This is a genomic window from Starkeya nomas (assembly GCF_902703545.1).
Lineage (GTDB): Bacteria > Pseudomonadota > Alphaproteobacteria > Rhizobiales > Xanthobacteraceae > Ancylobacter > Ancylobacter moscoviensis.
In genome coordinates, this window is the sequence record NZ_CACSAS010000001.1 from 925,430 (window position 1) to 946,068 (window position 20,639).

The 20,639-nt window shown below is 67.8% G+C and carries 19 protein-coding genes; 15 read left to right on the plus strand and 4 right to left on the minus strand.

All coding sequences use genetic code 11. The features are described from left to right. The first annotated feature begins 44 nt into the window (after positions 1–44). From sufB to STARVERO_RS04465, 8 genes are all read left to right on the plus strand, one after another. A complete protein-coding gene (gene sufB, locus STARVERO_RS04430) occupies positions 45–1,520 on the plus strand; it encodes a Fe-S cluster assembly protein SufB (protein WP_159598035.1) in 1,476 nt (491 codons plus the stop codon). Positions 1,521–1,655: 135 nt separating this feature from the next. Beyond that, positions 1,656–2,414 (plus strand): Fe-S cluster assembly ATPase SufC, encoded by a 759-nt coding sequence (gene sufC, locus STARVERO_RS04435; protein WP_186291939.1) that lies wholly within the window; start codon positions 1,656–1,658, stop codon positions 2,412–2,414. A gap of 10 nt (positions 2,415–2,424) precedes the next feature. After that, entirely contained in the window at positions 2,425–3,738 is a 1,314-nt protein-coding gene (sufD, locus tag STARVERO_RS04440; RefSeq protein WP_159598036.1) for a Fe-S cluster assembly protein SufD, read from the plus strand. A 143-nt stretch (positions 3,739–3,881) separates the two neighbouring features. After that, complete coding sequence (locus STARVERO_RS04445) at positions 3,882–5,129, plus strand: cysteine desulfurase (protein WP_159598037.1); 1,248 nt, start codon at positions 3,882–3,884, stop codon at positions 5,127–5,129. Next, positions 5,126–5,500, plus strand: a complete 375-nt coding sequence (locus STARVERO_RS04450) for an SUF system Fe-S cluster assembly protein (protein ID WP_159598038.1) — start codon at positions 5,126–5,128, stop codon at positions 5,498–5,500. Before STARVERO_RS04445 ends, STARVERO_RS04450 begins: the two co-directional genes overlap by 4 nt. 7 nt (positions 5,501–5,507) lie before the next feature. Beyond that, on the plus strand, positions 5,508–5,948 hold the full coding sequence (locus STARVERO_RS04455; RefSeq protein ID WP_159598039.1) for a VOC family protein: 441 nt from the start codon (positions 5,508–5,510) through the stop codon (positions 5,946–5,948). A 186-nt stretch (positions 5,949–6,134) separates the two neighbouring features. Further along, positions 6,135–6,521, plus strand: a complete 387-nt coding sequence (gene sufA, locus STARVERO_RS04460) for a Fe-S cluster assembly scaffold SufA (RefSeq protein WP_200837662.1) — start codon at positions 6,135–6,137, stop codon at positions 6,519–6,521. Between the two features lie 18 nt (positions 6,522–6,539). Then, the gene (locus tag STARVERO_RS04465; RefSeq protein ID WP_159598040.1) at positions 6,540–6,905 is read left to right on the plus strand and encodes a TfoX/Sxy family protein; all 366 of its coding nucleotides are present in this window, start codon (positions 6,540–6,542) and stop codon (positions 6,903–6,905) included. A 180-nt stretch (positions 6,906–7,085) separates the two neighbouring features. On the opposite strand, the gene STARVERO_RS04470 is transcribed toward STARVERO_RS04465, so the two are convergent. Continuing rightward, a complete protein-coding gene (locus tag STARVERO_RS04470; protein ID WP_159598041.1) occupies positions 7,086–8,633 on the minus strand; it encodes a DEAD/DEAH box helicase in 1,548 nt (515 codons plus the stop codon). A gap of 218 nt (positions 8,634–8,851) precedes the next feature. On the opposite strand from STARVERO_RS04470, the gene greA reads away from it, so the two are divergent. The 3 genes from greA to STARVERO_RS04485 all read left to right on the plus strand — a co-directional run bounded on the left by greA (position 8,852) and on the right by STARVERO_RS04485 (position 11,815). Continuing rightward, entirely contained in the window at positions 8,852–9,328 is a 477-nt protein-coding gene (gene greA, locus STARVERO_RS04475; protein ID WP_159598042.1) for a transcription elongation factor GreA, read from the plus strand. A gap of 6 nt (positions 9,329–9,334) precedes the next feature. Next, positions 9,335–9,967, plus strand: coding sequence for a LysE family translocator (locus tag STARVERO_RS04480; protein WP_159598043.1), 633 nt, complete (start codon positions 9,335–9,337; stop codon positions 9,965–9,967). A gap of 69 nt (positions 9,968–10,036) precedes the next feature. Next, entirely contained in the window at positions 10,037–11,815 is a 1,779-nt protein-coding gene (locus tag STARVERO_RS04485) for a glycosyltransferase family 2 protein (RefSeq protein WP_159598044.1), read from the plus strand. Positions 11,816–11,839: 24 nt separating this feature from the next. Here the strand turns inward: STARVERO_RS04485 and parE are convergent, their stop codons facing one another. Continuing rightward, entirely contained in the window at positions 11,840–13,885 is a 2,046-nt protein-coding gene (gene parE / locus STARVERO_RS04490) for a DNA topoisomerase IV subunit B (RefSeq protein ID WP_159598045.1), read from the minus strand. A 234-nt stretch (positions 13,886–14,119) separates the two neighbouring features. On the opposite strand from parE, the gene argC reads away from it, so the two are divergent. Then, complete coding sequence (gene argC / locus STARVERO_RS04495) at positions 14,120–15,175, plus strand: N-acetyl-gamma-glutamyl-phosphate reductase (RefSeq protein ID WP_144342916.1); 1,056 nt, start codon at positions 14,120–14,122, stop codon at positions 15,173–15,175. Positions 15,176–15,193: 18 nt separating this feature from the next. On the opposite strand, the gene STARVERO_RS23325 is transcribed toward argC, so the two are convergent. Further along, entirely contained in the window at positions 15,194–15,997 is an 804-nt protein-coding gene (locus STARVERO_RS23325; RefSeq protein ID WP_200837664.1) for a lysozyme inhibitor LprI family protein, read from the minus strand. Further along, a complete protein-coding gene (gene phaC, locus STARVERO_RS04505) occupies positions 15,994–17,721 on the minus strand; it encodes a class I poly(R)-hydroxyalkanoic acid synthase (protein ID WP_159601582.1) in 1,728 nt (575 codons plus the stop codon). Before phaC ends, STARVERO_RS23325 begins: the two co-directional genes overlap by 4 nt. 376 nt (positions 17,722–18,097) lie before the next feature. Here phaC and STARVERO_RS04510 point away from each other — a divergent pair, with 376 nt between their 5' ends. The 3 genes from STARVERO_RS04510 (at position 18,098) to STARVERO_RS04520 (ending at position 20,607) form a co-directional block, all read left to right on the plus strand. Beyond that, positions 18,098–18,745, plus strand: a complete 648-nt coding sequence (locus STARVERO_RS04510) for a hypothetical protein (protein WP_159598046.1) — start codon at positions 18,098–18,100, stop codon at positions 18,743–18,745. 147 nt (positions 18,746–18,892) lie between these two features. After that, a complete protein-coding gene (locus tag STARVERO_RS04515) occupies positions 18,893–19,258 on the plus strand; it encodes a hypothetical protein (protein WP_159598047.1) in 366 nt (121 codons plus the stop codon). A gap of 131 nt (positions 19,259–19,389) precedes the next feature. Then, positions 19,390–20,607, plus strand: a complete 1,218-nt coding sequence (locus tag STARVERO_RS04520) for an LL-diaminopimelate aminotransferase (protein WP_159598048.1) — start codon at positions 19,390–19,392, stop codon at positions 20,605–20,607. The last annotated feature ends 32 nt before the right edge of the window (positions 20,608–20,639 follow it).

The window sequence follows — 20,639 nt, forward strand, 5'->3', positions numbered from 1 at the left end:
CTGACCCGCGGGCCTTGACCCCGCGTGGGAGAGGAGATGAGACGATGCCGGCCGTACAGGAGACAGTGGACCAGGTCCGCTCCATCGATGTCGATCAGTACAAGTACGGGTTCTTCACCGAGATCGAATCCGAGAAGGCGCCGAAAGGCCTGAGCGAGGACACGGTCCGCTTCATTTCGGCCAAGAAGGAAGAGCCGGAATGGATGCTGGAGTGGCGGCTCGAGGCGTTCCGTCGCTGGCAGACCATGCGCGAGCCGGACTGGGCGCGGGTGAGCTATCCGCCGATCGCCTACCAGGAGCTCTATTACTATTCCGCGCCGAAGCGGAAGGAAGGGCCGAAGTCGATCGACGACATCGACCCGGAGATCCTTGAGACCTATGAGAAGCTCGGCATTCCGCTGCGCGAGCGCGATGCGCTGCTCGGCATCGAGAGCGGCGGCGCCAAGGTGGCGGTCGACGCGGTGTTCGACAGCGTCTCGGTGGCGACCACCTTCAAGGAGGAGCTCGCCAAGGCCGGCGTGATCTTCATGCCGATCTCCGAGGCGATCCGCGAGTATCCTGAGCTGGTAAGGAAGTATCTCGGCTCGGTCGTGCCGGTCACCGACAACTTCTTCGCCACGCTGAACTCGGCGGTGTTCTCCGACGGCTCCTTCGTCTACGTGCCCAAGGGCGTGCGCTGCCCGATGGAGCTGTCGACCTATTTCCGCATCAACGAGCGCAATACCGGCCAGTTCGAGCGCACGCTCATCATCGCCGACGAAGGCGCCTATGTGAGCTATCTCGAAGGCTGCACGGCGCCGATGCGCGACGAGAACCAGCTCCACGCCGCCGTGGTCGAGCTGGTGGCGCTGGCCGATGCCGAGATCAAGTACTCGACGGTGCAGAACTGGTACCCCGGCGACAAGGACGGCAAGGGCGGCATCTTCAACTTCGTCACCAAGCGCGGCGATTGCCGCGGCGACCGTTCCAAGATTTCCTGGACGCAGGTGGAGACCGGCTCGGCCATCACCTGGAAGTATCCGAGCTGCATCCTGCGCGGTGACAATTCGCAGGGCGAGTTCTACTCGATCGCCATCTCGAACGGCCGCCAGCAGGTCGACAGCGGCACCAAGATGATCCACCTCGGCAAGAACACGTCGAGCCGCATCATCTCCAAGGGCATCGCCGCCGGTCACTCCGACAACACCTATCGCGGTCTCGTCTCGGCCCACCGCAAGGCGACCGGCGCGCGCAACTTCACCAATTGCGACAGCCTGCTCATCGGCGATAAGTGCGGCGCACACACTGTGCCCTATATCGAGTCGAAGAACTCCTCCGCGCAGTTCGAGCACGAGGCGACGACCTCGAAGATCTCCGACGACCAGCTCTTCTATTGCCGCCAGCGCGGCCTCGATCCCGAGGAGGCGACGGCGCTGATCGTCAACGGCTTCGTCAAAGACGTGCTGCAGCAGCTGCCAATGGAGTTCGCGGTGGAAGCGCAGAAGCTGATCGCGGTGAGCCTGGAAGGCTCGGTGGGCTGACGCTCCAAGTCGTGGATGCCCGGGGCAGGCCCGGGCATGACGCCGGATTTTTCAGAACCCTCGCATTCGTCATGGCCGCATTTGATCCGGCCATCCACGGATCGGGTTCAAGACAACGGAACAGATGAAATGGCCATGCTCGAAATCGACAATCTCCACGCCAAGATCGACGGTGAACACGGCAAGGAGATCCTCAAGGGGCTGTCGCTGAAGGTGAACCCCGGCGAGGTGCACGCCATCATGGGGCCGAACGGCTCCGGCAAGTCGACGCTTTCCTACATCCTCGCCGGCAAGGAAGACTACGAGGTCACCGACGGTTCGGTCACGCTCGACGGCGAGGACCTCCTGGAGATGGAGATCGACGAGCGCGCCGCGAAGGGCGTGTTCCTCGCCTTCCAGTACCCGGTCGAGGTGCCCGGCGTCGCCACCATGACCTTCCTGCGCTCGGCGCTGAACGCGCAGCGCAAGAAGCGCGGTGAGGAGGAGATCTCCACGCCGGACTTCCTGCGTCTGGTGAAGGACAAGGCCGGCCATCTCGGCATCAGCCAGGACATGCTGAAGCGCGGCGTCAATGTCGGCTTCTCCGGCGGCGAGAAGAAGCGCGCCGAAATTCTCCAGATGGCCATTCTGGAGCCCAAGCTCTGCATCCTCGACGAGACCGATTCCGGCCTCGACATCGATGCGCTCAAGATCGTCTCGGAAGGCGTCAACGCCCTGCGTTCGCCCGACCGCGCGATGATCGTCATCACCCACTACCAGCGCCTGCTGAACCACATCGTGCCGGACTTCGTGCATGTCATGCACAAGGGCCGTATCGTCCGTTCGGGCGGCAAGGAGCTGGCGCTGGAGCTGGAAGCCAATGGCTATGCCGAGTACCAGCAGGACGCGGCGTGAGGAGGGGGCGATGAACGCTGAGATACGTCCCATCCGCACACCGGCCGAGCAGGCGCTGATCGCCGAACTCGGCAGTCTGCCGGCCGGCACCGACCGCCTCGCCGATCTGCGCCGCGCTGCCGCTCGCAGCTTCGAGGAAAACGGCCTGCCGCACCGGCGGGTCGAGGAATGGAAATACACCGACCTGCGCACGCTGATGCGCGAGGCGACCCCGGTCGCCGGCACCGCCGCCGTCGCCGAGGCGGACGCCCGCGCCAGGCTGCTGCGCGAGGTCGAGGCCCGCCGCATCGTCGTCGCCAATGGCGCGGTGGTGCCGGAGCTGTCGGACCTCGCGGGTCTTGAGGAAGGCCTTACCGTCACCACGCTTGCCGACGCCATTGCGGCGGGCAACGAGGTACTGAGCCGGCTCGGCGGCATCCTGCCGGGCCGCTACGACGCCGCGCTGGCGCTCAACACCGCGCTGGCGAAGGACGGCATCGTCGTTACCGTCGCGCCGGGCGTCGAGATCGCGCGGCCGATCCATGTGGCCCACGTCTTCGCCGGCAGCGCCCCGGCCGCGAGCTATGCTCGCTCGCTGGTCGTCGTCGGCGCCGGCGCGAAGCTGACCTATGCGGAGAGCTTCGAAGGGCCGGAGGGCATTGCCTATCAGGCCAATGCCGCGACCGAGTTCGTGGTCGGCGACGAGGCGCATCTCGACGTGGTGCGGCTGCAGGAGGACGGTGCCAGCGCCTTCCATCTCGCTACCCTGCTGTTCGATGTCGGCCGTGAGGCGCAGGTCCATGCCTTCACCTTTGGCCTCGGTGCCGGCGTCGCCCGCACCTCGCTCTACGCCACGCTGTCGGGTGAAAGCAGCCAGGTCGGCTTCAACGGCGCCTCGCTGCTGAAGGGCCGCCAACACGCGGATTCGACGCTGTTCGTCGATCATCAGGTGCCGGGCTGCGAGAGCCGGGAGCTGTTCAAGACCGTGCTCGACGACAGCGCGCGCGGCGTGTTCCAGGGCAAGATCGTCGTCCGGCAGGCGGCGCAGAAGACCGACGGGCGCATGATGAGCCGCGCGCTGGTCCTCGGCGAGGACGCCGAGATGGACAACAAGCCGGAGCTGGAGATCTTCGCCGACGACGTGCAGTGCGGCCACGGCGCCACCTGCGGCGATATCGACGAGGAGCTGCTGTTCTACCTGCGTGCGCGGGGCATTCCGCTCAAGGAGGCGCAGAGCCTTCTCGTGCAGGCTTTCGTCGGCGAGGCGGTGGAGACCGTCGAGCACGAGGGGCTGCGCGAGGCGCTGGTCGAGCGGGCGGAAGCCTGGCTCAGGGCGCGCGCGTAAGGCGCGGCGAGGCCGCGTTGGGATCGTCATGGCCGGGCCAAGCCCGGCCATCCACGTCTTCCTTCCACGCGTGAGGCGTGGATGCCCGGGTCGGGCCCGGGCATGACGGCGTACCGAAAGCGCCGTCCGTGACGGGTGAAGCCATGACCACCATCCACCCCGCCGTTGCCAACGGCACCTACGACGTCGCCCGCGTGCGGCAGGATTTCCCCATCCTGTCCAAGCAGGTCTACGGCAAGAAGCTGGTCTATCTCGACAATGCCGCCTCGGCACAGAAGCCGGTGCAGGTGCTGGACCGCATGCGGTTCGCCTATGAGAACGAGTATTCCAACGTCCATCGCGGCCTGCACTTCCTCGCCAACGCGATGACGGAAGCCTACGAGCAGGCGCGCGAGCGCTGCCGCGCCTTCCTCAACGCGCCGACGCTGGAGGAGGTGATCTTCACCCGCTCGGTCACCGGCGCGATCAATCTCGTCGCATCCTCGCTCGGCCAGTCGATCCGGGAGGGCGACGAGATCGTGCTCTCCATCATGGAGCACCACTCCAACATCGTGCCGTGGAACTATCTGCGCGAGCGCAAGGGCGCGGTGATCAAGTGGGTGCCGGTGACGGAGGACGGGTCGTTCGACCTCGACGCCTTCAAGGGGCTGCTCACGGAGCGCACCAGGATCGTCGCCGTCACCCACATGTCCAACGTGCTCGGCACGGTGACGCCGGTGAAGGAGATCGCCCGTCTCGCCCATGAGGCCGGCGCGGTGGTCGTGGTCGACGGGGCGCAGGCGGCCGTGCACATGCCGGTCGACGTGCAGGATCTCGGCGTCGATTTCTACGGCATCACCGGCCACAAGCTCTACGGGCCGACCGGCATCGGCGTGCTCTATGGCCGGCGCGCCCTGCTGGAGACGCTGCCGCCCTATGAAGGCGGCGGCGAGATGATCCGCACCGTCACCGAGGACGGCGTCACCTATGGCGAGCCGCCGCACCGCTTCGAGGCCGGCACGCCGCCCATCGTGCAGGCGATCGGCCTCGGCGAGGCGCTCGTCTACATGGAGAGCCTCGGCCGCGAGCGCATCGCCGCGCACGAGGCTTCGCTCGGCGCCTATGCCCGGCAGCGCCTGTCGCAGATCAATTCGGTGCAGATCTATGGCGATGCGCCGGGCAAGGGGGCGATCTTCGCCTTCGACGTGAAGGGCGCCCATCCTCACGACATCGCGACCATCATCGACCGTGCCGGCGTCGCCGTTCGCGCCGGCACCCATTGCGCGATGCCGCTTCTGGCGCGATATGGTGTGACGGCGACGTGCCGGGCGTCGTTCGCGCTCTACAACACGCATGAGGAAGTCGACGCTCTCGCCGACGCCCTCATCAAGGCTCAGGACCTCTTCGCATGAGCGAAACCCAGACCTCTGAAGGCCCGAACGCTCCCGCGATCGATTCCGCGATTCCGGCGGAAGAGCTGGAGCGCCTGACCGACGACATCGTCGCGGCGCTCAAGACCGTCTACGATCCGGAAATCCCGGTCGACATCTACGAACTCGGGCTGATCTACAAGGTCGACATCGCCGACGACCGGCAGGTCGCCGTGGAGATGACGCTGACCACCCCGAACTGCCCTTCGGCCGCCGAGCTGCCGGGCATGGTGGAAGGTGCGGTGGCGAGCGTGGGCGGCGTCTCCGGCGTCACCGTCAACCTCACCTTCGATCCGCCCTGGGATCAGGGCCGGATGTCGGAGGAAGCCCGTCTCTCGCTGAACCTCTGGTGAGCCGGGCATGGCGGCGGGGAGCGAGGGCATCGGTGCACCGCCCCTCTCCGGCGTGCTGGAGACCGGCCTTTACGTCGACGACCTCGGCCGCGCCCGCTCCTTCTATGAGGACGTGCTCGGCCTGAAGCCGATGATCGCCGATGCGCGCTTCTGCGCCTATGGCGTCGCATCCGGCAGCGTGCTGCTGCTGTTCCTGCGCGGCGCCACGCTGGAGCCGGTGCGGATGCCCGACGGGATCATCCCCCCGCATGACGGCCATGGCCCGCTGCACTACGCGCTGGCGATCCCCGCGGACTCGCTGGAGAAATGGGCCGTCCATCTCGAAAAGCGGGGCGTGGCGATCGAAAGCCGCGTGGAATGGAAAGGCGGCGGGGCCAGCCTCTATTTTCGCGACCCGGACAACCATCTGGTCGAACTGGCGACGCCGGGGCTCTGGCCGAATTATTGAGCCAGCGCGTCGGGAGATCGTTTCGCCGAAGGGTCTCGCGCGGGGCCCGGCTCGGCGCTTCGCCTTCTGCCTACTTTCCCGCGATGGCTGATCCGCGCCGCGTGATCTTGTGTCGGGCGGTGCTCTGCCCCATTTTAGGATCACCGATCCGCCGGCCTTTAACCGGCGCCGATTAGGAGAGCTGACATGGCCGAAATGCGTTCCCGTCCTCCCGTAATGACGCTGACCGAAGCGGCTGCCGAGCGCGTGCGCGCGGTGATGGCGCGGTCCGAGAAGCCGCTCGTGGGGCTGCGGGTCGGCGTCAAGAACGGCGGCTGCGCCGGCATGGAATACACGATGGAATTCGCCGAGGAGGCGGGCCGCTTCGACGAGGTCATCGAGGACAAGGGCGTGAAAGTCCTGATCGACCCCAAGGCGATCCTCTATCTTCTCGGTACCGAGATGGACTTCAAGGCCGACAAGCTCTCTGCCCAGTTCGTGTTCAACAACCCGAACCAGACCTCGGCCTGCGGCTGCGGCGAATCGGTCGCGATCACCCCGGTCCAGCAGGAAACGGTCGGCGCGGGCGCCTGATCGCGGGAGGGCGCGGGGATGGACGAGGCGGCGATTGCCGACATCTTCGCCGCCTTCCGCCCGGTTCGCTGCCGGCGCATGTTTGGCGGGTATGGCCTTTACGCCGAGGGCGTCATGTTCGGCGTCTTCGTTGGCGAGCGCATCTATCTGAAAGCCGATGCCGAACTCGCGCGCACGCTTGAAGGCGAAGGCGCGGAGGCGTTCACCTATGAGCGAAGCGGCAAGCGTGTCGCTCTCGGCTTCTGGTCGCTGCCCGAGGCGGCGCTCGACGATGCCGATGCGGCGGCCGAACTCGCCGGCCGGGCCCTGCGCGTCGCGCTCGCGGCTGCCGCGGCAAGGCCGCCGGAGCGGCGCCGGAGCCCCCGGAGCCCGCGTCCGCGCTGAATCCGACCGGATTTTCGCCGTTGCCATGGAGGAGCGATCCATGGAGCGACGGGCACGCCGGGAAATGTGGGGGCTGGCAGTCGCGAATTCGGGTGGAAGCGGAAGTATCGCCGTCGCCGGGCTACCGGGGCTGGCAAACGGGCGCGCCGGCTCGCGGCGCGCCGGAGGCTGGCGGGCTGCTCAGCCCGCCTTGATCTTCACCGGGCGCAGCAGGAAGGCCGGCAGGTGCGAGGTATCCGCCGGCTCGTCCACCGGCGCGCGCTCGCTGCGGCGGTGGGTGAGGGGCGTGACCGGCGCGCGGGGCGGTGCCGGCGGGGCCTTTTCCTTGCGCTCGCGCGGATGCGCGGGGGCACCCTGAGCGGGCTCGGCGTCCTTGCGGCGCCGTGCCGGCTTCGCCGACGGAGCAGCGGCCGGCGCGGCCGCGAGGTCTTCCTCGGGTTCGTCGACGGCGGCAACTCTCTCGGCACCGTCGCGGCGACGTGCCGGGCGGGCACCGCGCCGCTCTTCCCTGCCGCGCTCGGTTCCACCGCGTTCCTCGCGCCCGCGCCGCTCCTTGTCGCGACCGCCGCGCGCACGCGGCTCGGAGGCGGGCAGGGTGTCGAGCGAGGAGCCTTCCTTCCAGTCGATGGCGCGGCCGATCAGCTTCTCGATGGCGGCCAGCGATTTGGAATCGGAGGGGGTGACGATCGTGTAGGCGACACCGGCGCGGCCGGCGCGGCCCGTGCGGCCGATGCGGTGGACGTAGTCCTCCGCGTGGTGCGGGGTGTCGTAGTTGAAGACGTGGCTCACCGCGGGAATGTCGAGGCCGCGCGCGGCGACGTCCGAGGCGACCAGCAGGTTCGCCTCGCCGGTGCGGAAGGCGTCGAGCGCCTGCATGCGCGAGCGCTGGTCCATGTCGCCGTGCAGGGCCACCACCTTGAAGCCGTGACGCTGCAGCGACTTGTGCACCACCGCGACGTCGCGCTTGCGGTTGCAGAAGATGATGCCGTTCTGCAGGTTCTCGGAACCGTTGATGAGCGTGCGCAGCGTCTCGCGCTTCTCGTAGTCCTCCTTGCCGGAGGCGACGAGGAGCTGGGTGATGGTCGAGGCGGTGGAGGAGGGGCGCGAGGCCTCGATCTGCACCGGGTTCGACAGGAACTGCGAGACCAGCCGCTGGATTTCCGGCGGCATGGTGGCCGAGAAGAACAGCGTCTGCCGGGTGAACGGCACCAGCTTGCAGATGCGCTCGATGTCCGGGATGAAGCCCATGTCCAGCATGCGGTCGGCCTCGTCGATGACGAGGATCTCGATGCCGGAGAGCAGCAGGCGCCCGCGCTCGACATGGTCGAGCAGGCGGCCCGGCGTGGCGATCAGCACGTCGACGCCGCGCAGCAGCTTGGCGTCCTGGTCGCCGAAGGAGACGCCGCCGATCAGCAGGGCGACGTTCAGCTTGTGATTCTTACCGTACTTGACGAAGTTCTCCTCGACCTGCGCGGCGAGTTCGCGCGTCGGTTCGAGAATCAGCGTGCGCGGCATGCGCGCCCTGGCGCGGCCCTGCTCCAGCAAGGTGAGCATCGGCAGCGTGAAGGCCGCGGTCTTGCCGGTGCCGGTCTGCGCCAGGCCCAGTACATCGCGGCGGGCGAGCACGTGCGGAATCGCCTGCGCCTGGATCGGCGTCGGCTCGGTGTAACCTGCATCGGCGACGGCCGAGAGCACCTTGTCGCTCAGGCCCAGTTCGTTAAAAGGCATCTGGGGTCAATTCTACGGCCACGCACCGCTGGCCAATTCCCACGAGCCGTGACCGGGGATGGCTGCTTCGTCGTCGCGCGGCGCGCATCGGTCGGATATGATCGGACGACGCGTCGCACCATAGGCGCAACGCCCGCAAAGTCAACGAGTTTCGCCGCTTTCAAGGGTTCCACGGTGCATTCCGGCCCGGTAAGCGGTGCAGGAAGGCAGGTCGCGCGATGAGCCGGGCATTCGTGAAGGAAGACAGCGGCGCCGATACGCTGCCCGAGCGGCCCGTCAGCGCGAACCGGAATCTCGTCACCCGGCGCGGTCTCGCGCTGATCGAAGCCGAGGCCGCGCGCCAGCGCGAGGCGCTCGCCGCCGCCGGCGCGCGGGGAGACCGCGACGGCGTCGCGCAGGCCTCGCGGGAGCTGCGCTACTGGTCGGCGCGGCGGGCCAATGCCGAGCCGATCGACCCGCCGCAGGAGGGCGAGGCCGTCACCTTCGGCATGGCGGTGACGCTTGAGGACGGGAACGGCCGGCAGCGCCGCTTCCGCATCGTCGGGGAGGACGAGGCAGACCCGAAGGAGGGGCGCATCGCCTGGGTCTCGCCGGTGGCGCGCGCCCTCATGGGCAAGTGGACCGGCGACGAGGTGAGCCTTCCCGGCGGCACGATGGAGATCGTCGCCGTCGATCCGCAGCCCGAGACCTTCTGAGCGCCGATGCTCATCCCCTTCGAGACCCTTCTCGTCTTCGCTCCGGCCGCTCTGGCGCTCAATCTCACGCCGGGCAACGACATGCTGTTCTGCCTCGGCCAGGGCATGCGCTCGGGCGCTCGGGCCGGTATCGCGGCGAGCTTCGGCATCGCGACGGGCGTGTTCCTGCACACGCTGGCGGCGGCGGTCGGGCTGGCGGCGCTCATCGCGACCCACCCCGGCGCCTTCGAGGTGATACGCTGGGCGGGCGTCGCCTATCTCGTCTTCCTCGCCTTCCAGGCGTTTCGCGGCTCGGCGACGCTGCCGGCGCCCGATGCGGCGCAGCCCCTCCGCTCCGCCGCGCGGGCGTGGCGCGAAGCGGTGCTGGTGAGCCTGCTGAACCCCAAGGTCGCGATTTTCGTCTTGGCGTTCCTGCCACAATTCGTCGATCCGGCGCGCGGCAGCACCTTCGTCCAGTTCATGCTGCTGGGCACGGTGCTGAACATCGGCGGCACGGTGATCAACGGCCTCGTCGGTGGTTTCGCGGGCACGATCGGCGGATGGTTGTGGAGCCGCCGGCGCATTGCTGCCCTCTTCCAGCGTTTCACTGGTGTGGTGTTCCTGGCGCTTGCCGCGCGTATTGCCTTTGAGCGACGTTGACGCTCTATTCAGCGGCTTCCGCTAGGTTTGGGTTTGCCGGACAGGGGTGAGCCAAGGTACGACGCGCGAATGAGCCGACCGAAGAGCGATGATGTCGAGTGCGTCGAGCAGACAGGGTTGTTCGATACCGCCTGGTATCTGGAGCAACATCCTGATGTCGCGGGATCGCGTGCGCGTCCTCTTGAACACTATCTCCTGAGCGGCTGGCGCGAAGGCCGCCATCCGTCGCCCTACTTCGACGGCTCGTTCTACCTTTCCGCTCACCCCGACGTGGCGGAGGCCGGCGTCAATCCGCTGCTGCACTATGCCCGCTGGGGGCGGGACGAGGGACGCGCCATCCGGGCGCTGGAGTGGACCGACACGGCGGCCGACGAGGTCGCCTTCTCGGTCATCCTCGCGAGCTTCAACCGCGCCGGCATCATCGACGACGCGATCCGTTCCATCCTCGCCCAGACGCATCGCAAATTCGAGCTGATCATCGTCGACGACGGCTCCACCGATGGCACCGAGGACCTCGTGCGCGAGCGCTATGCCGCCGAGCTGGCGGAAGGGCGCATCGTCTACATCCGCTTTTCGCGCAATCTCGGCGTGTCGGCCGCCCGCAACGCCGGGCTGCTGGCGGCGCGCAATCCCTGGATCGCCTATGTCGATTCCGACAATGTGGTGTCGCCGCGCTTCCTCGATGCCTTCGCCCGCCGCATCGTGGTGCATGACGGCACGCTGACCTTCTATGCGCGCTTCCTGCAGGAGAGCGTGCCGCGCGCCGTCGGGCGGCCCTTCGATCTCGAGGAGCTGCGGCGCAGCAATTATATCGACCTCGGGGTCTTCATCCACCACGCCACCTGCTTCACCGAACTCGGCGGCTTCGACATTAGCCTGCGCCGGTTGGTCGACTGGGACCTGATCCTCAAATACGTGCACCGCTACCCGCCGGTCTATGTCGGCGAGGTGCTGATGACCTATCGGGACCGAAACGCGGGTGGGCTTGGCCGCATCACCGACCGCGAGCCCGTCTCCCTGCCGATGGTTCGCGTGCTGCGGCGCTACAACGTCTGCCCGACTGTGACCAGCCTGATCGTCTGCTACAATCAGGCGAATTTCATCGCCGAGGCGATGGAGAGCGTGCTGGCGCAGCGCGGCGATTTCTATCATGACATCGTGGTCGCCGATGACGGTTCGACCGACGGCACCGCTGACATCGTCCGCGACTACTGCGAAAAGCACAAATGGCGGATGCGTTCGATCGGCGACGGCGTCAATCGCGGCATCTCCGGCAATTTCCGCCGCGGCTTCGCGTCGGCCGGCGGCGCCTATCTCGCCGTTCTGGAGGGGGACGACTACTGGAGCGACCGCGACAAGATCGCCAAGCAGGTGGCGTTCCTCGATGCCAATCCCGATTGCTCGATGGTGTTCTCCAAGATCGAGGTGAAGACGCCCGGCAAGTGGCGGCACTCGACGCTGGAGCGGCAGGACCGCCTGCGCAAGAACAAGCTGGACGCCGCCGATTTCCTCGCCGATCCGAGCCTGAACCTCATCGCTAACCTGTCCAGCTGCATGTTCCGCAGCGACCTGATGAAGGCGCTGCCCAACGTGCTGTTCCGGCACCGGCTGAGCGAGATGGGGCTCGCCTTCTACCTCGACCGCTTCGGCGCCATCGGCTACCTGAACCAGCCGATGAGCGTCTATCGTCAGCACCCGCAGGGGGTCTGGAGCGGGGCGACGGAGGAGATGAAGCTCAGCAGCGGCCGTCAGGTGCGCGAGGTGGCCAAGATCGTCGCGCGTGAGCGCTACAAGGCGCAGATCCAGGCCATACTCGACCGGCACTACGCACAGGCCCCGTCCAGCTGAACGGGGGCGGGCAGCGTCTCTGCCTCAGATATCCAGCAGTTCCTCGTCGGCGAAGGCCGCCCGCTCGGAAATGAAGGCGAAGCGGCTTTCCGGCTTGTTGCCCATCAGACGCTCGACGATGTCGGCGGTGGCGGCGCGCTCCGCCTCCTCGATGGTGACGCGCAGCAGGGTGCGCGTCTTCGGGCTCATGGTGGTTTCCTTGAGCTGCGCCGGCATCATCTCGCCGAGGCCCTTGAAACGGCCGATCTCCACCTTGCCGCGGGAGGAGAACTCCGTCGCCAGCAGCTGGTCCCGGTGCGCCTCGTCTTTCGCATAGAGCGTCTTGGCGCCCTGGCTCAGGCGGTAGAGCGGCGGCACGGCGAGGAACAGGTGGCCGTTCTCGATCAGCTTCGGCATCTGGCGGAAGAAGAAGGTGACGAGCAGCGAGGCGATGTGGGCGCCGTCCACGTCGGCATCCGTCATGATGATCACGCGCTCGTAGCGCAGGTCTTCCTCGCGGTACTGGCCGCCGGTGCCCGCGCCCAGCGCCTGAACCAGGTCGCCGATCTGCTGGTTCTGAGCGAGCTTGTCGCGGCCGGCGCTGGCGACGTTGAGGATCTTGCCGCGCAGCGGCAGCACGGCCTGCGTCTGCCGCTCGCGCGCCTGCTTGGCCGAACCGCCGGCCGAGTCGCCCTCGACGATGAACAGTTCCGAACCGGCGGCGGAATTGTTGGAGCAATCCGCCAGCTTGCCGGGCAGGCGCAGCTTGCGCACGGCGGTCTTGCGGGAAATCTCCTTCTCCTGCCGGCGGCGCAGGCGCTCCTCGGCGCGCTCCACCACCCAGTCCAGCAGGCGGTTGGCCTGTGCCGGGTTGCCGGCGAGCCAGTGGTCGAAGGGATCGCGCAGGGCGGTCTCGACGATGCGCGTCGCCTCGGCGGTGGCGAGCTTTTCCTTGGTCTGCCCCTGGAATTCCGGCTCGCGCACGAAGACCGAGAGCATGGCAGCGCAGCCGGCCATGATGTCATCGGTGGTGACGATCGCCGCGCGCTTGGTGCTGCCGGTGCGCTCGGCATGGTCGCGCAGGCCCTTCAGCAGCACCGAGCGCAGCCCCGCCTCATGGGTGCCGCCCTCGGCGGTGGGGATGGTGTTGCAATAGGAGGAGATCGAGCCGTCCGCATCGCCGAGCCACGCCACCGCCCATTCGGCGGAGCCGTGGCCGCCGGGACGTGAGGTCTTGCCGGCGAAGATGTCGGGATGGACCAGCGTGTGGCCCGCGATATCGGCGGCGAGGTAGTCCTTCAGGCCGCCCGGGAAGCGGAAGGTCGCCTTTTCCGGAATCTCGGTGCCGGCGACGAGCGAAGCGTCGCAGCTCCAACGGATTTCCACCCCGCCGAAAAGATAGGCCTTGGAGCGCGCCATCTTGAACACGCGGGCCGGCTTGAAATGCGCGCCCTCGCCGAAGATCTGCGCGTCGGGGTGGAAGCGCACGCGGGTGCCGCGCCGGTTCAGCACCCGGCCGACTTCCACGATGGGCCCCTGCGGCAGGCCGCGCGAATAGGTCTGGCGGTAGAGCGTCTGGCCCCGTGCGATCTCGACCTCCAGCACGTCGGAGAGCGCGTTGACCACCGAGACGCCGACGCCGTGCAGGCCGCCCGAGGTCTCGTAGACCTTGCTGTCGAACTTGCCGCCGGCGTGCAGCGTGGTGAGGATGACCTCCAGCGCAGACTTGCCGGGATATTTCGGGTGTTCCTCGATCGGGATGCCACGGCCGTTGTCGGTCACGGTGAGGAAGCCGTCCTCGGTCAGCTCCACCTCGATGAAGCTGGCATGTCCGGCGACGGCCTCGTCCATCGAGTTGTCGATCACCTCGGCGAAGAGGTGGTGCAGCGCCTTCTCGTCCGTGCCGCCGATATACATGCCCGGCCGGCGCCGCACCGGCTCCAGCCCTTCCAGCACTTCGATATGGGCAGCGGTGTAGCCGTTCTCGCCGGGCGTCGCCTCGCCCCGTCCCGCAGGCGCGGAGGGCTTGGCGGCCGGACGAGCCGGGCGCGGGGAAGGGGCGGCGGCGAAGAGGTCGTCGGAATTCGACATGGGCGAGGGTTTGGCTCGGATCTCTTGGAAAATGATTCGATGTCCATAGCACTATGGCAGGCGTCAGCCTAAACCGGAACGCTCCGTGAACATAGTGGGGCGGCGATGCAGGGGGATCATGCGTTTGTGCATGTGCGGCCGTCTTCCGCCGGACATGCATAAGGTGTAATGGCGCACGTCCATGCGCGCAGGCCGTCATCGTGGCGGGCCGCGCCGGCAGGAAGGAATGCCACCATGACGGAGAGCAAGGCGCGGATCGCCATCCTCGGGGCCTCGGGCTACACCGGCTCGGAGCTGCTGCGCCTGCTGCTGCGCCATCCGCGCGTGGAGATCGTCGCCCTCACCGCCGACCGCAAGGCGGGGCAGGCGGTGGCGGACGTGTTCCCGCAATTCGCGCCCTTCGCGCTGCCGAAGCTGATCACCATCGAGGAGGTGGCGTGGAAGGACGTCGATCTCGTCTTCTGCGCGCTGCCTCACGGCACCACCCAGCTGGTGATCAAGAAGGTCTTCGAGACCGCGCCGCATGTGAAGGTCGTCGATCTCTCTGCGGACTTCCGGCTGCGCGACGACGGCGCCTATGAGCGCTGGTACGGCCATCCGCATCAGGCTCTGGAGCTCCAGCAGGAGGCCGTCTACGGCGTCGTCGAGCTATACCGGGACGATATCCGCAAGGCCCGGCTGGTCGCCAATCCCGGCTGCTACACCACGACCGCCATCCTGCCGGTGGTGCCGCTGATCGAGGCCGGCGCCATCGACCCCGAGCAGATCGTCATCGATGCCAAGAGCGGTGTCACCGGCGCCGGCCGCTCCGCCAAGGAGTCGCTGCTCTACGCCGAGGTGACGGACGGCATGCACGCCTATGGCGTGGGAAGCCATCGCCACATGGCGGAGCTCGACCAGGAGTTCTCCAAGGCCGCCGGCCGCAGCATCGTGCCGAGCTTTACCCCGCACCTCATCCCGATGAGCCGCGGCATCTACGCGACGATCTACCTCAAGACCGGAGCGGGCGTCGGCGCGCAGGGCGTCCATCGCGTCCTGGCCGACTTCTACAAGGGGCAGCCCTTCGTCCACGTCCTGCCGCTGGGCCAGGTTCCGCAGTCGCGCTTCGTGAAGGGCTCCAACATGGCCTTCATCGGCGTGATCCAGGACCGCGCGCCCGACCGCGTCATCGTCATTGCGACGACCGACAATCTGGTGAAGGGCGCTTCCGGCCAGGCGGTGCAGAACATGAACCTCGTGCTCGGCTATCCCGAGACGCTGGGGCTGGAGCAGATCGCTCTCTTCCCCTGAGCGTTCATTCCCGGCCGCTCACTGCGGATGGACGGCGAGGCTCGCCTTGAGAGCCGAGCCGTCCCATCGCCACGTGCTCCAGCAGGCGTCGCCCGGCTTGGCGCCGTCACACGCGAAGCGATCGACCCAAAGCGCGAGCGTGGTGGCATCGCCCTCCTGCGCCAGCGTCGGGTTCGCCCCGCGCAGGTCGAGCGGCGCGTAGCCGGCGCTCGACAGGGCGATGGCGACCGTGCAGCCGTCATTGGCGCAGAAGGCGGTGGCCGCGCCTTCGCAGCGCAGGTTGGCGCTGTTCAGCACGTAATCGGGCCTGCCGTCACGATCGAGGTCGCCGGTCATGGTTTCCGGGGCGGCATTGCCCTTCAGGGTGCCGCCGAGTTCGCGGCATTGCCGGCCGAAGGCGGCGATGCGGTCGATCACCGGCTGCGGCGCCGGGGGAGCGGGCGGAGCATCGGCATCGGCCTGCCGCGCCAGATTGCCGATGGCGCTGGCGACCTGCTCCTTCAGCGTGGCGATGCGCGCCTCATAGAGGCGGGCGAGGCAGGCCGCATCGGCTCCGCATGCGCCGCGCGCGGTCAGGAAAGCCTGCGCGTCGTCCCGCCGGGCGCCGCTTGCGCCCATCAGCAGCGGGAAACGGCTATAGGCGTACCAGAGGGCGCCCATCTCGCTGTCGAGCGCCGAGAGGGCGGGGGTGGCACAGACGGCGCGCTCGTCCGGCGTCCGCGTGCGGCCGCAATCGAAGCTGGCCGCGGCCGCCGGAGTGCCCTCCAGCGACGGCAGGGCGAGGCCCAGCGCCACCAGCGTTGCCGCGGAAATACGGCTCACGCCTTCACCTTCACATAGCTGCCCGGCGCGTCCTCGATGGCGGGGAAGGGGCCCGTGCCCGGCACGCGCCCGGGCACGCGGCGCCCGTCCTGCCGTTCAATCCAGTCGAGCCAGTCCGGCCACCACGATCCCGGATGCATCTCGGCCTTGGCGATCCAGTCGTCGAGCCTGCCGGTCGGCGGGCCGCCGGTCCAGTACTGGTACTTGCCGCGCTCGGGCGGGTTGATGACGCCGGCGATGTGGCCGGAGCCGGCCAGCACGAAGCGTCCGGAATTGCCGAAGAGCTGCACGCCGAGGAACACCGAGGCGGCCGGCGCGATATGGTCCTCGCGGGTCGCCACGCTGTAGATCGGCATGTCGATGTCCTTCAGCTTGAGCATTTTGCCGGCTAACATAAGGCTGCCCTGGGCAAGCCTGTTATCGAGGTAGCAATTGCGCAGATAGAAGGAGTGGTTGGCGGCGGGAAGGCGTGTCGAATCCGCGTTCCAGTAGAGAATGTCGAACGGGAAGGGTGCCTGTCCCTTCAGGTAGTTGTTCACGACATAGGGCCAGATCAGGTCGTTGGCCCGCAGCATGTTGAAGGCGTTCGCCATCTGGCGGCCTTCCATCACGCCGGCTTCCAGCATCTTGCGTTCGAGATTGGCGACCTGCTCCTCGTCGATGAACACCTTCAGGTCGCCCGCATAGGTGAAGTCGACCTGGGTGGTGAGGAAGGTCGTGCTGCGCACGCCGACATCCTTGCCCGCCGCCGCCAGCCAGGCGAGCGCCATCGCCAGCATGGTGCCGCCGACGCAATAGCCCACCGCGTGGAACTGCTCGGTGCCGCAGGCCTTCTTGGCGACCTCGAAGGCGGTCAGCACGCCGTCGCGCATGTAGTCGTCGAAGCTCTTGCCGGCGAGTTCGGGGCCGGGATTGACCCAGGACACCATGAACACCGTCAGCCCGTTCGCCACCGCCCAGCGGATGAAGGATTTCTCGGGGGAGAGGTCGAGCACGTAGAACTTGTTGATCCACGGCGGGATGATCACCACCGGCGTCTCCAGCACCGTCTCGGTCTGCGGCGCGTACTGGATGAGCTGCATCAGCTCGTTCTGGAAGATCACCTTGCCGGGCGTCACCGCGAGATTCTCGCCGACCCGGAACTTCGAGTTGTCGGTCTGGCGGATCTTCAGGTCGCCGCCGCCGGCCTCGATGTCCTCGGCGAGCATCTTCATGCCGCGCACGAGGTTGGCGCCGTTGGAGGCCAGCGTGGTGCGCAGGAGCTCGGGATTGGTGAGCACGAAGTTCGAGGGCGAGACCGCGCTGGCGATCTGGCGCACGTAGAATTCGGCCTTGTGCTTGGTGTGCGGCTCGATCTCGGCTTCCTCGACCATGTTCTCCGCCCAGTTGGCGGTGAGCAGATAGGCCTGCTTGAGGGCGTCGAAGAACGGGTTGGAGGTCCATTCGGGGTCGACGAAGCGCCCGTCGCGCGCGCCGGGCTCGACGACCGGGCGCGCCTTCTTGCCGCTGAGCTTCTTCAGCGCCGAGGACCACAGCGACAGGTAGCCGCCGATCAGCCGCGACTGCGCCTCCACCGTCCGCTGCGGATCGGCGAGCCAGTATTCCGCGACATTGCCGAGCGTCTTGGCGACGTCGGCGAGGTCCTCGGCGACCTCGTCCTTGATCCGGCCGTCCTCGCGCGGGCGCAGATAGGCGGCCATGGCCCGCCCGCCCTCCTCCATCATGCGCGCCAGATTGGCCGCGAAGACCTCGAGGTCGATGGGCCCGGCCGCGGCCCGTGCGGCTTCCTCGGGGGTGGTCGAGGCGTGCGGGGCCGGCATGGGAGCGGCGGCGGGTGCCGGCCGGGTCGGCGGCGGCTGGAGCGGGGCACGGGGGGCGGCCGTCGGAATCGTGGCGCCGCGCCGCGTGGTCGTCCCACGCCGGACGGCGGCCGCGCGGGCGCGCTTGGCGGCGGCGGGGTTGCCGGTGGGCGGCGTCGTCGCCGTCGCCTCGCCTTTCGCGGGCGGGGATGCGGCTGGCGGCGCGGGCGTCTTGGGTGACGTCTTCACCGGGGTCGCACCGCGGGCACCGGCTCGTGCCGGCGCGGCAGGGGCCTTGGCCTTGCCGGCTTTCGCCGAGGCGGTCTTCGGGGAGGGGGACGTGGGGGCGGGCGCCGTCGGCGTGGGCACGTTCGAGGCGGCGTGCCTTTCCCCGGTACGGCGCCTCGACGCCGGAGCCTTCGGCGCAGCGGTCCCGGAGGTTGCGGTCTTCGGTGCCGCGATCTTCGCCGCCGGCTTGGTCGCCGCTTTCGCTGCCGGCTTGGCCGGCGGCGTCTTGGCCGGCGGTGTCTTGCCGGATGAAGTCTTGCCAGACAAAGCCTTGCCGGAAGGCATCTTGGCGGAGGTGGCCTTGGCGGTGGTTGCCTTCGCAGCGGCCGGCTTGGTAGCGGTCGGCGTGGCCACTGACGTCGCCGCGACCTGCCGCGACCTGCCCGCTGCGCTCGGCTTGGATGGCGCGAGCTTGGGCTCAACCGAGCCGGGGGCAGAGGCCTTGCCCGCTGCCTTGGCTGGCGCGCGCTTGGCGGCCGATGCCTTCACGGATTTGGATGCCGCGGCCGGCTTCGCGCCAGCGGTTTCCTTCGCCGGAGGCGCTGGCGGTGTCTGGGGCGCGGGTTCGGAAGCGACGGGTGGAATTGCTGGCTTGGGCATCGAAGGATTGGCCGGTATCCTGCTCGTGCGACGGTTGCTCACCGCTTGTCCCCGCGGGTAGGTGCGTTCATAGGTAGCCATAATAGACGCGCCATCCGGTGCTAGCGAGTGCGTAACAGGCCGGAGGGGGAAAGCGTTGCCGGAAGTTTCGGAGAGGCCGGGTTTGCGCCGCAGGGATTGGAAGGGTTGGAGCCGTCCGGGAGCCGCCGTGCTCGTTCTTGCCGGGCTGCTGCTCGGCGGCTGCGCTTCGGGCGGAATATCGAACGACGCCCTCGACACGGCTACCTCCAGCCCCGCCTCCACCTCCGAATCAACCGGAGCCGCATCAGCCGGAACGGCGCCGCTGACGGCGCAGACCGACGGCTCGCGCGCCGCCCCGGCGCCCAAGGGGCGCGAGAAGGAGAAGGAAAAGCCCTATCCCAGCTTCGGTGCGCCCGCCCAGGTCGGCGACATGCCGGTGATGAGCAAGGATCAGTCCTCCAAGCTGCAGCAGGACCTTGAAACGCTCGCCCGCGAACGCGAGAGCAAGCTGCAGCGGCAGATCGAGGAAGAAGAAAGTCAGGATCAGCCGTAATTCCCGGCAGGGACATCATTCTTCTGCCCATTTAGGCTGACATCCGTCGATGTGCGGGCGCATGAAGAGTGATATGTAGCGCTCGTTGCGCCGTTCCCATGAGAGAAGGAACGGCTTGGAGCTTGAGACCCATGACCGATTTCCATCGTATCCGCCGGCTGCCGCCTTACGTGTTCGAGCAGGTCAACCGCGTGAAGGCCGCCGCCCGTAACGCCGGCGCCGACATTGTGGACCTCGGCATGGGCAACCCGGATCTCGATGCCCCGGCTCATGTGACCGAGAAGCTCAAGGAGACCATCGGCAAGCCCCACACCGACCGCTATTCGGCGTCCAAGGGTATTCCGGGCCTGCGCCGCGCGCAGGCGGCCTATTACGAGCGCCGCTTCGGCGTGAAGCTGAATCCCGACACGCAGGTGGTCGCGACCCTCGGCTCGAAGGAAGGCTTCGCCAACATGGCGCAGGCGATCACCGCTCCGGGCGACGTGATCCTCGTGCCCAATCCCAGCTACCCGATCCACGCCTTCGGCTTCCTCATGGCGGGAGCGGCGATCCGTTCGGTGCCGTGCGAGCCGGGGCCGGAATTCTTCCATGCGCTGGAGCGCGCGGTGGCGCACTCGATTCCCTCGCCGCTGGCGCTGGTGCTCTGCTATCCCTCGAACCCGACGGCCTGCGTGGCGGATCTCGATTTCTACCGCGACGTCGTCGCCTTCGCGAAGAAGCACGATCTCATCGTGCTCTCCGACCTCGCCTATTCCGAGGTCTATTTCGACGATGTGCCGCCCCCGTCCGTGCTTCAGGTGCCCGGCGCGATGGACGTGACGGTGGAATTCACCTCCATGTCGAAGACCTTCTCCATGGCCGGCTGGCGCATGGGCTTCGCGGTCGGCAATGAGCGCCTCATCGCGGCGCTGGCGCGGGTGAAGTCCTATCTCGACTACGGCGCCTACACACCGATCCAGGTGGCGGCCACCGCCGCGCTCAACGGTCCGCAGGATTGCATCGCCGAGATGCGCTCGGTCTACAAGAAGCGCCGCGACGTGCTGGTGGACAGCTTCGGCAAGGCCGGCTGGGACATTCCCTCGCCCTCGGCCTCCATGTTCGCCTGGGTGCCGATCCCCGAGAAGTTCCGCCACCTCGGCAGCGTCGAGTTCGCCAAGCTGCTGATCGAGAAGGCCGACGTCGCCGTCGCGCCGGGTGTCGGCTTCGGCGAGCATGGCGACGATTACGTGCGCATCGCCCTTGTGGAGAACGAGCAGCGCATCCGTCAGGCGGCCCGCAATGTCCGCCGCTTCCTTGAAACGGGCGCGGAAACATTGCACAACGTCGTCCCTCTCGCCGCGGCGCGTTGACGCTCGCTCCTCTCGGGCGGCGCCGTTTCCTG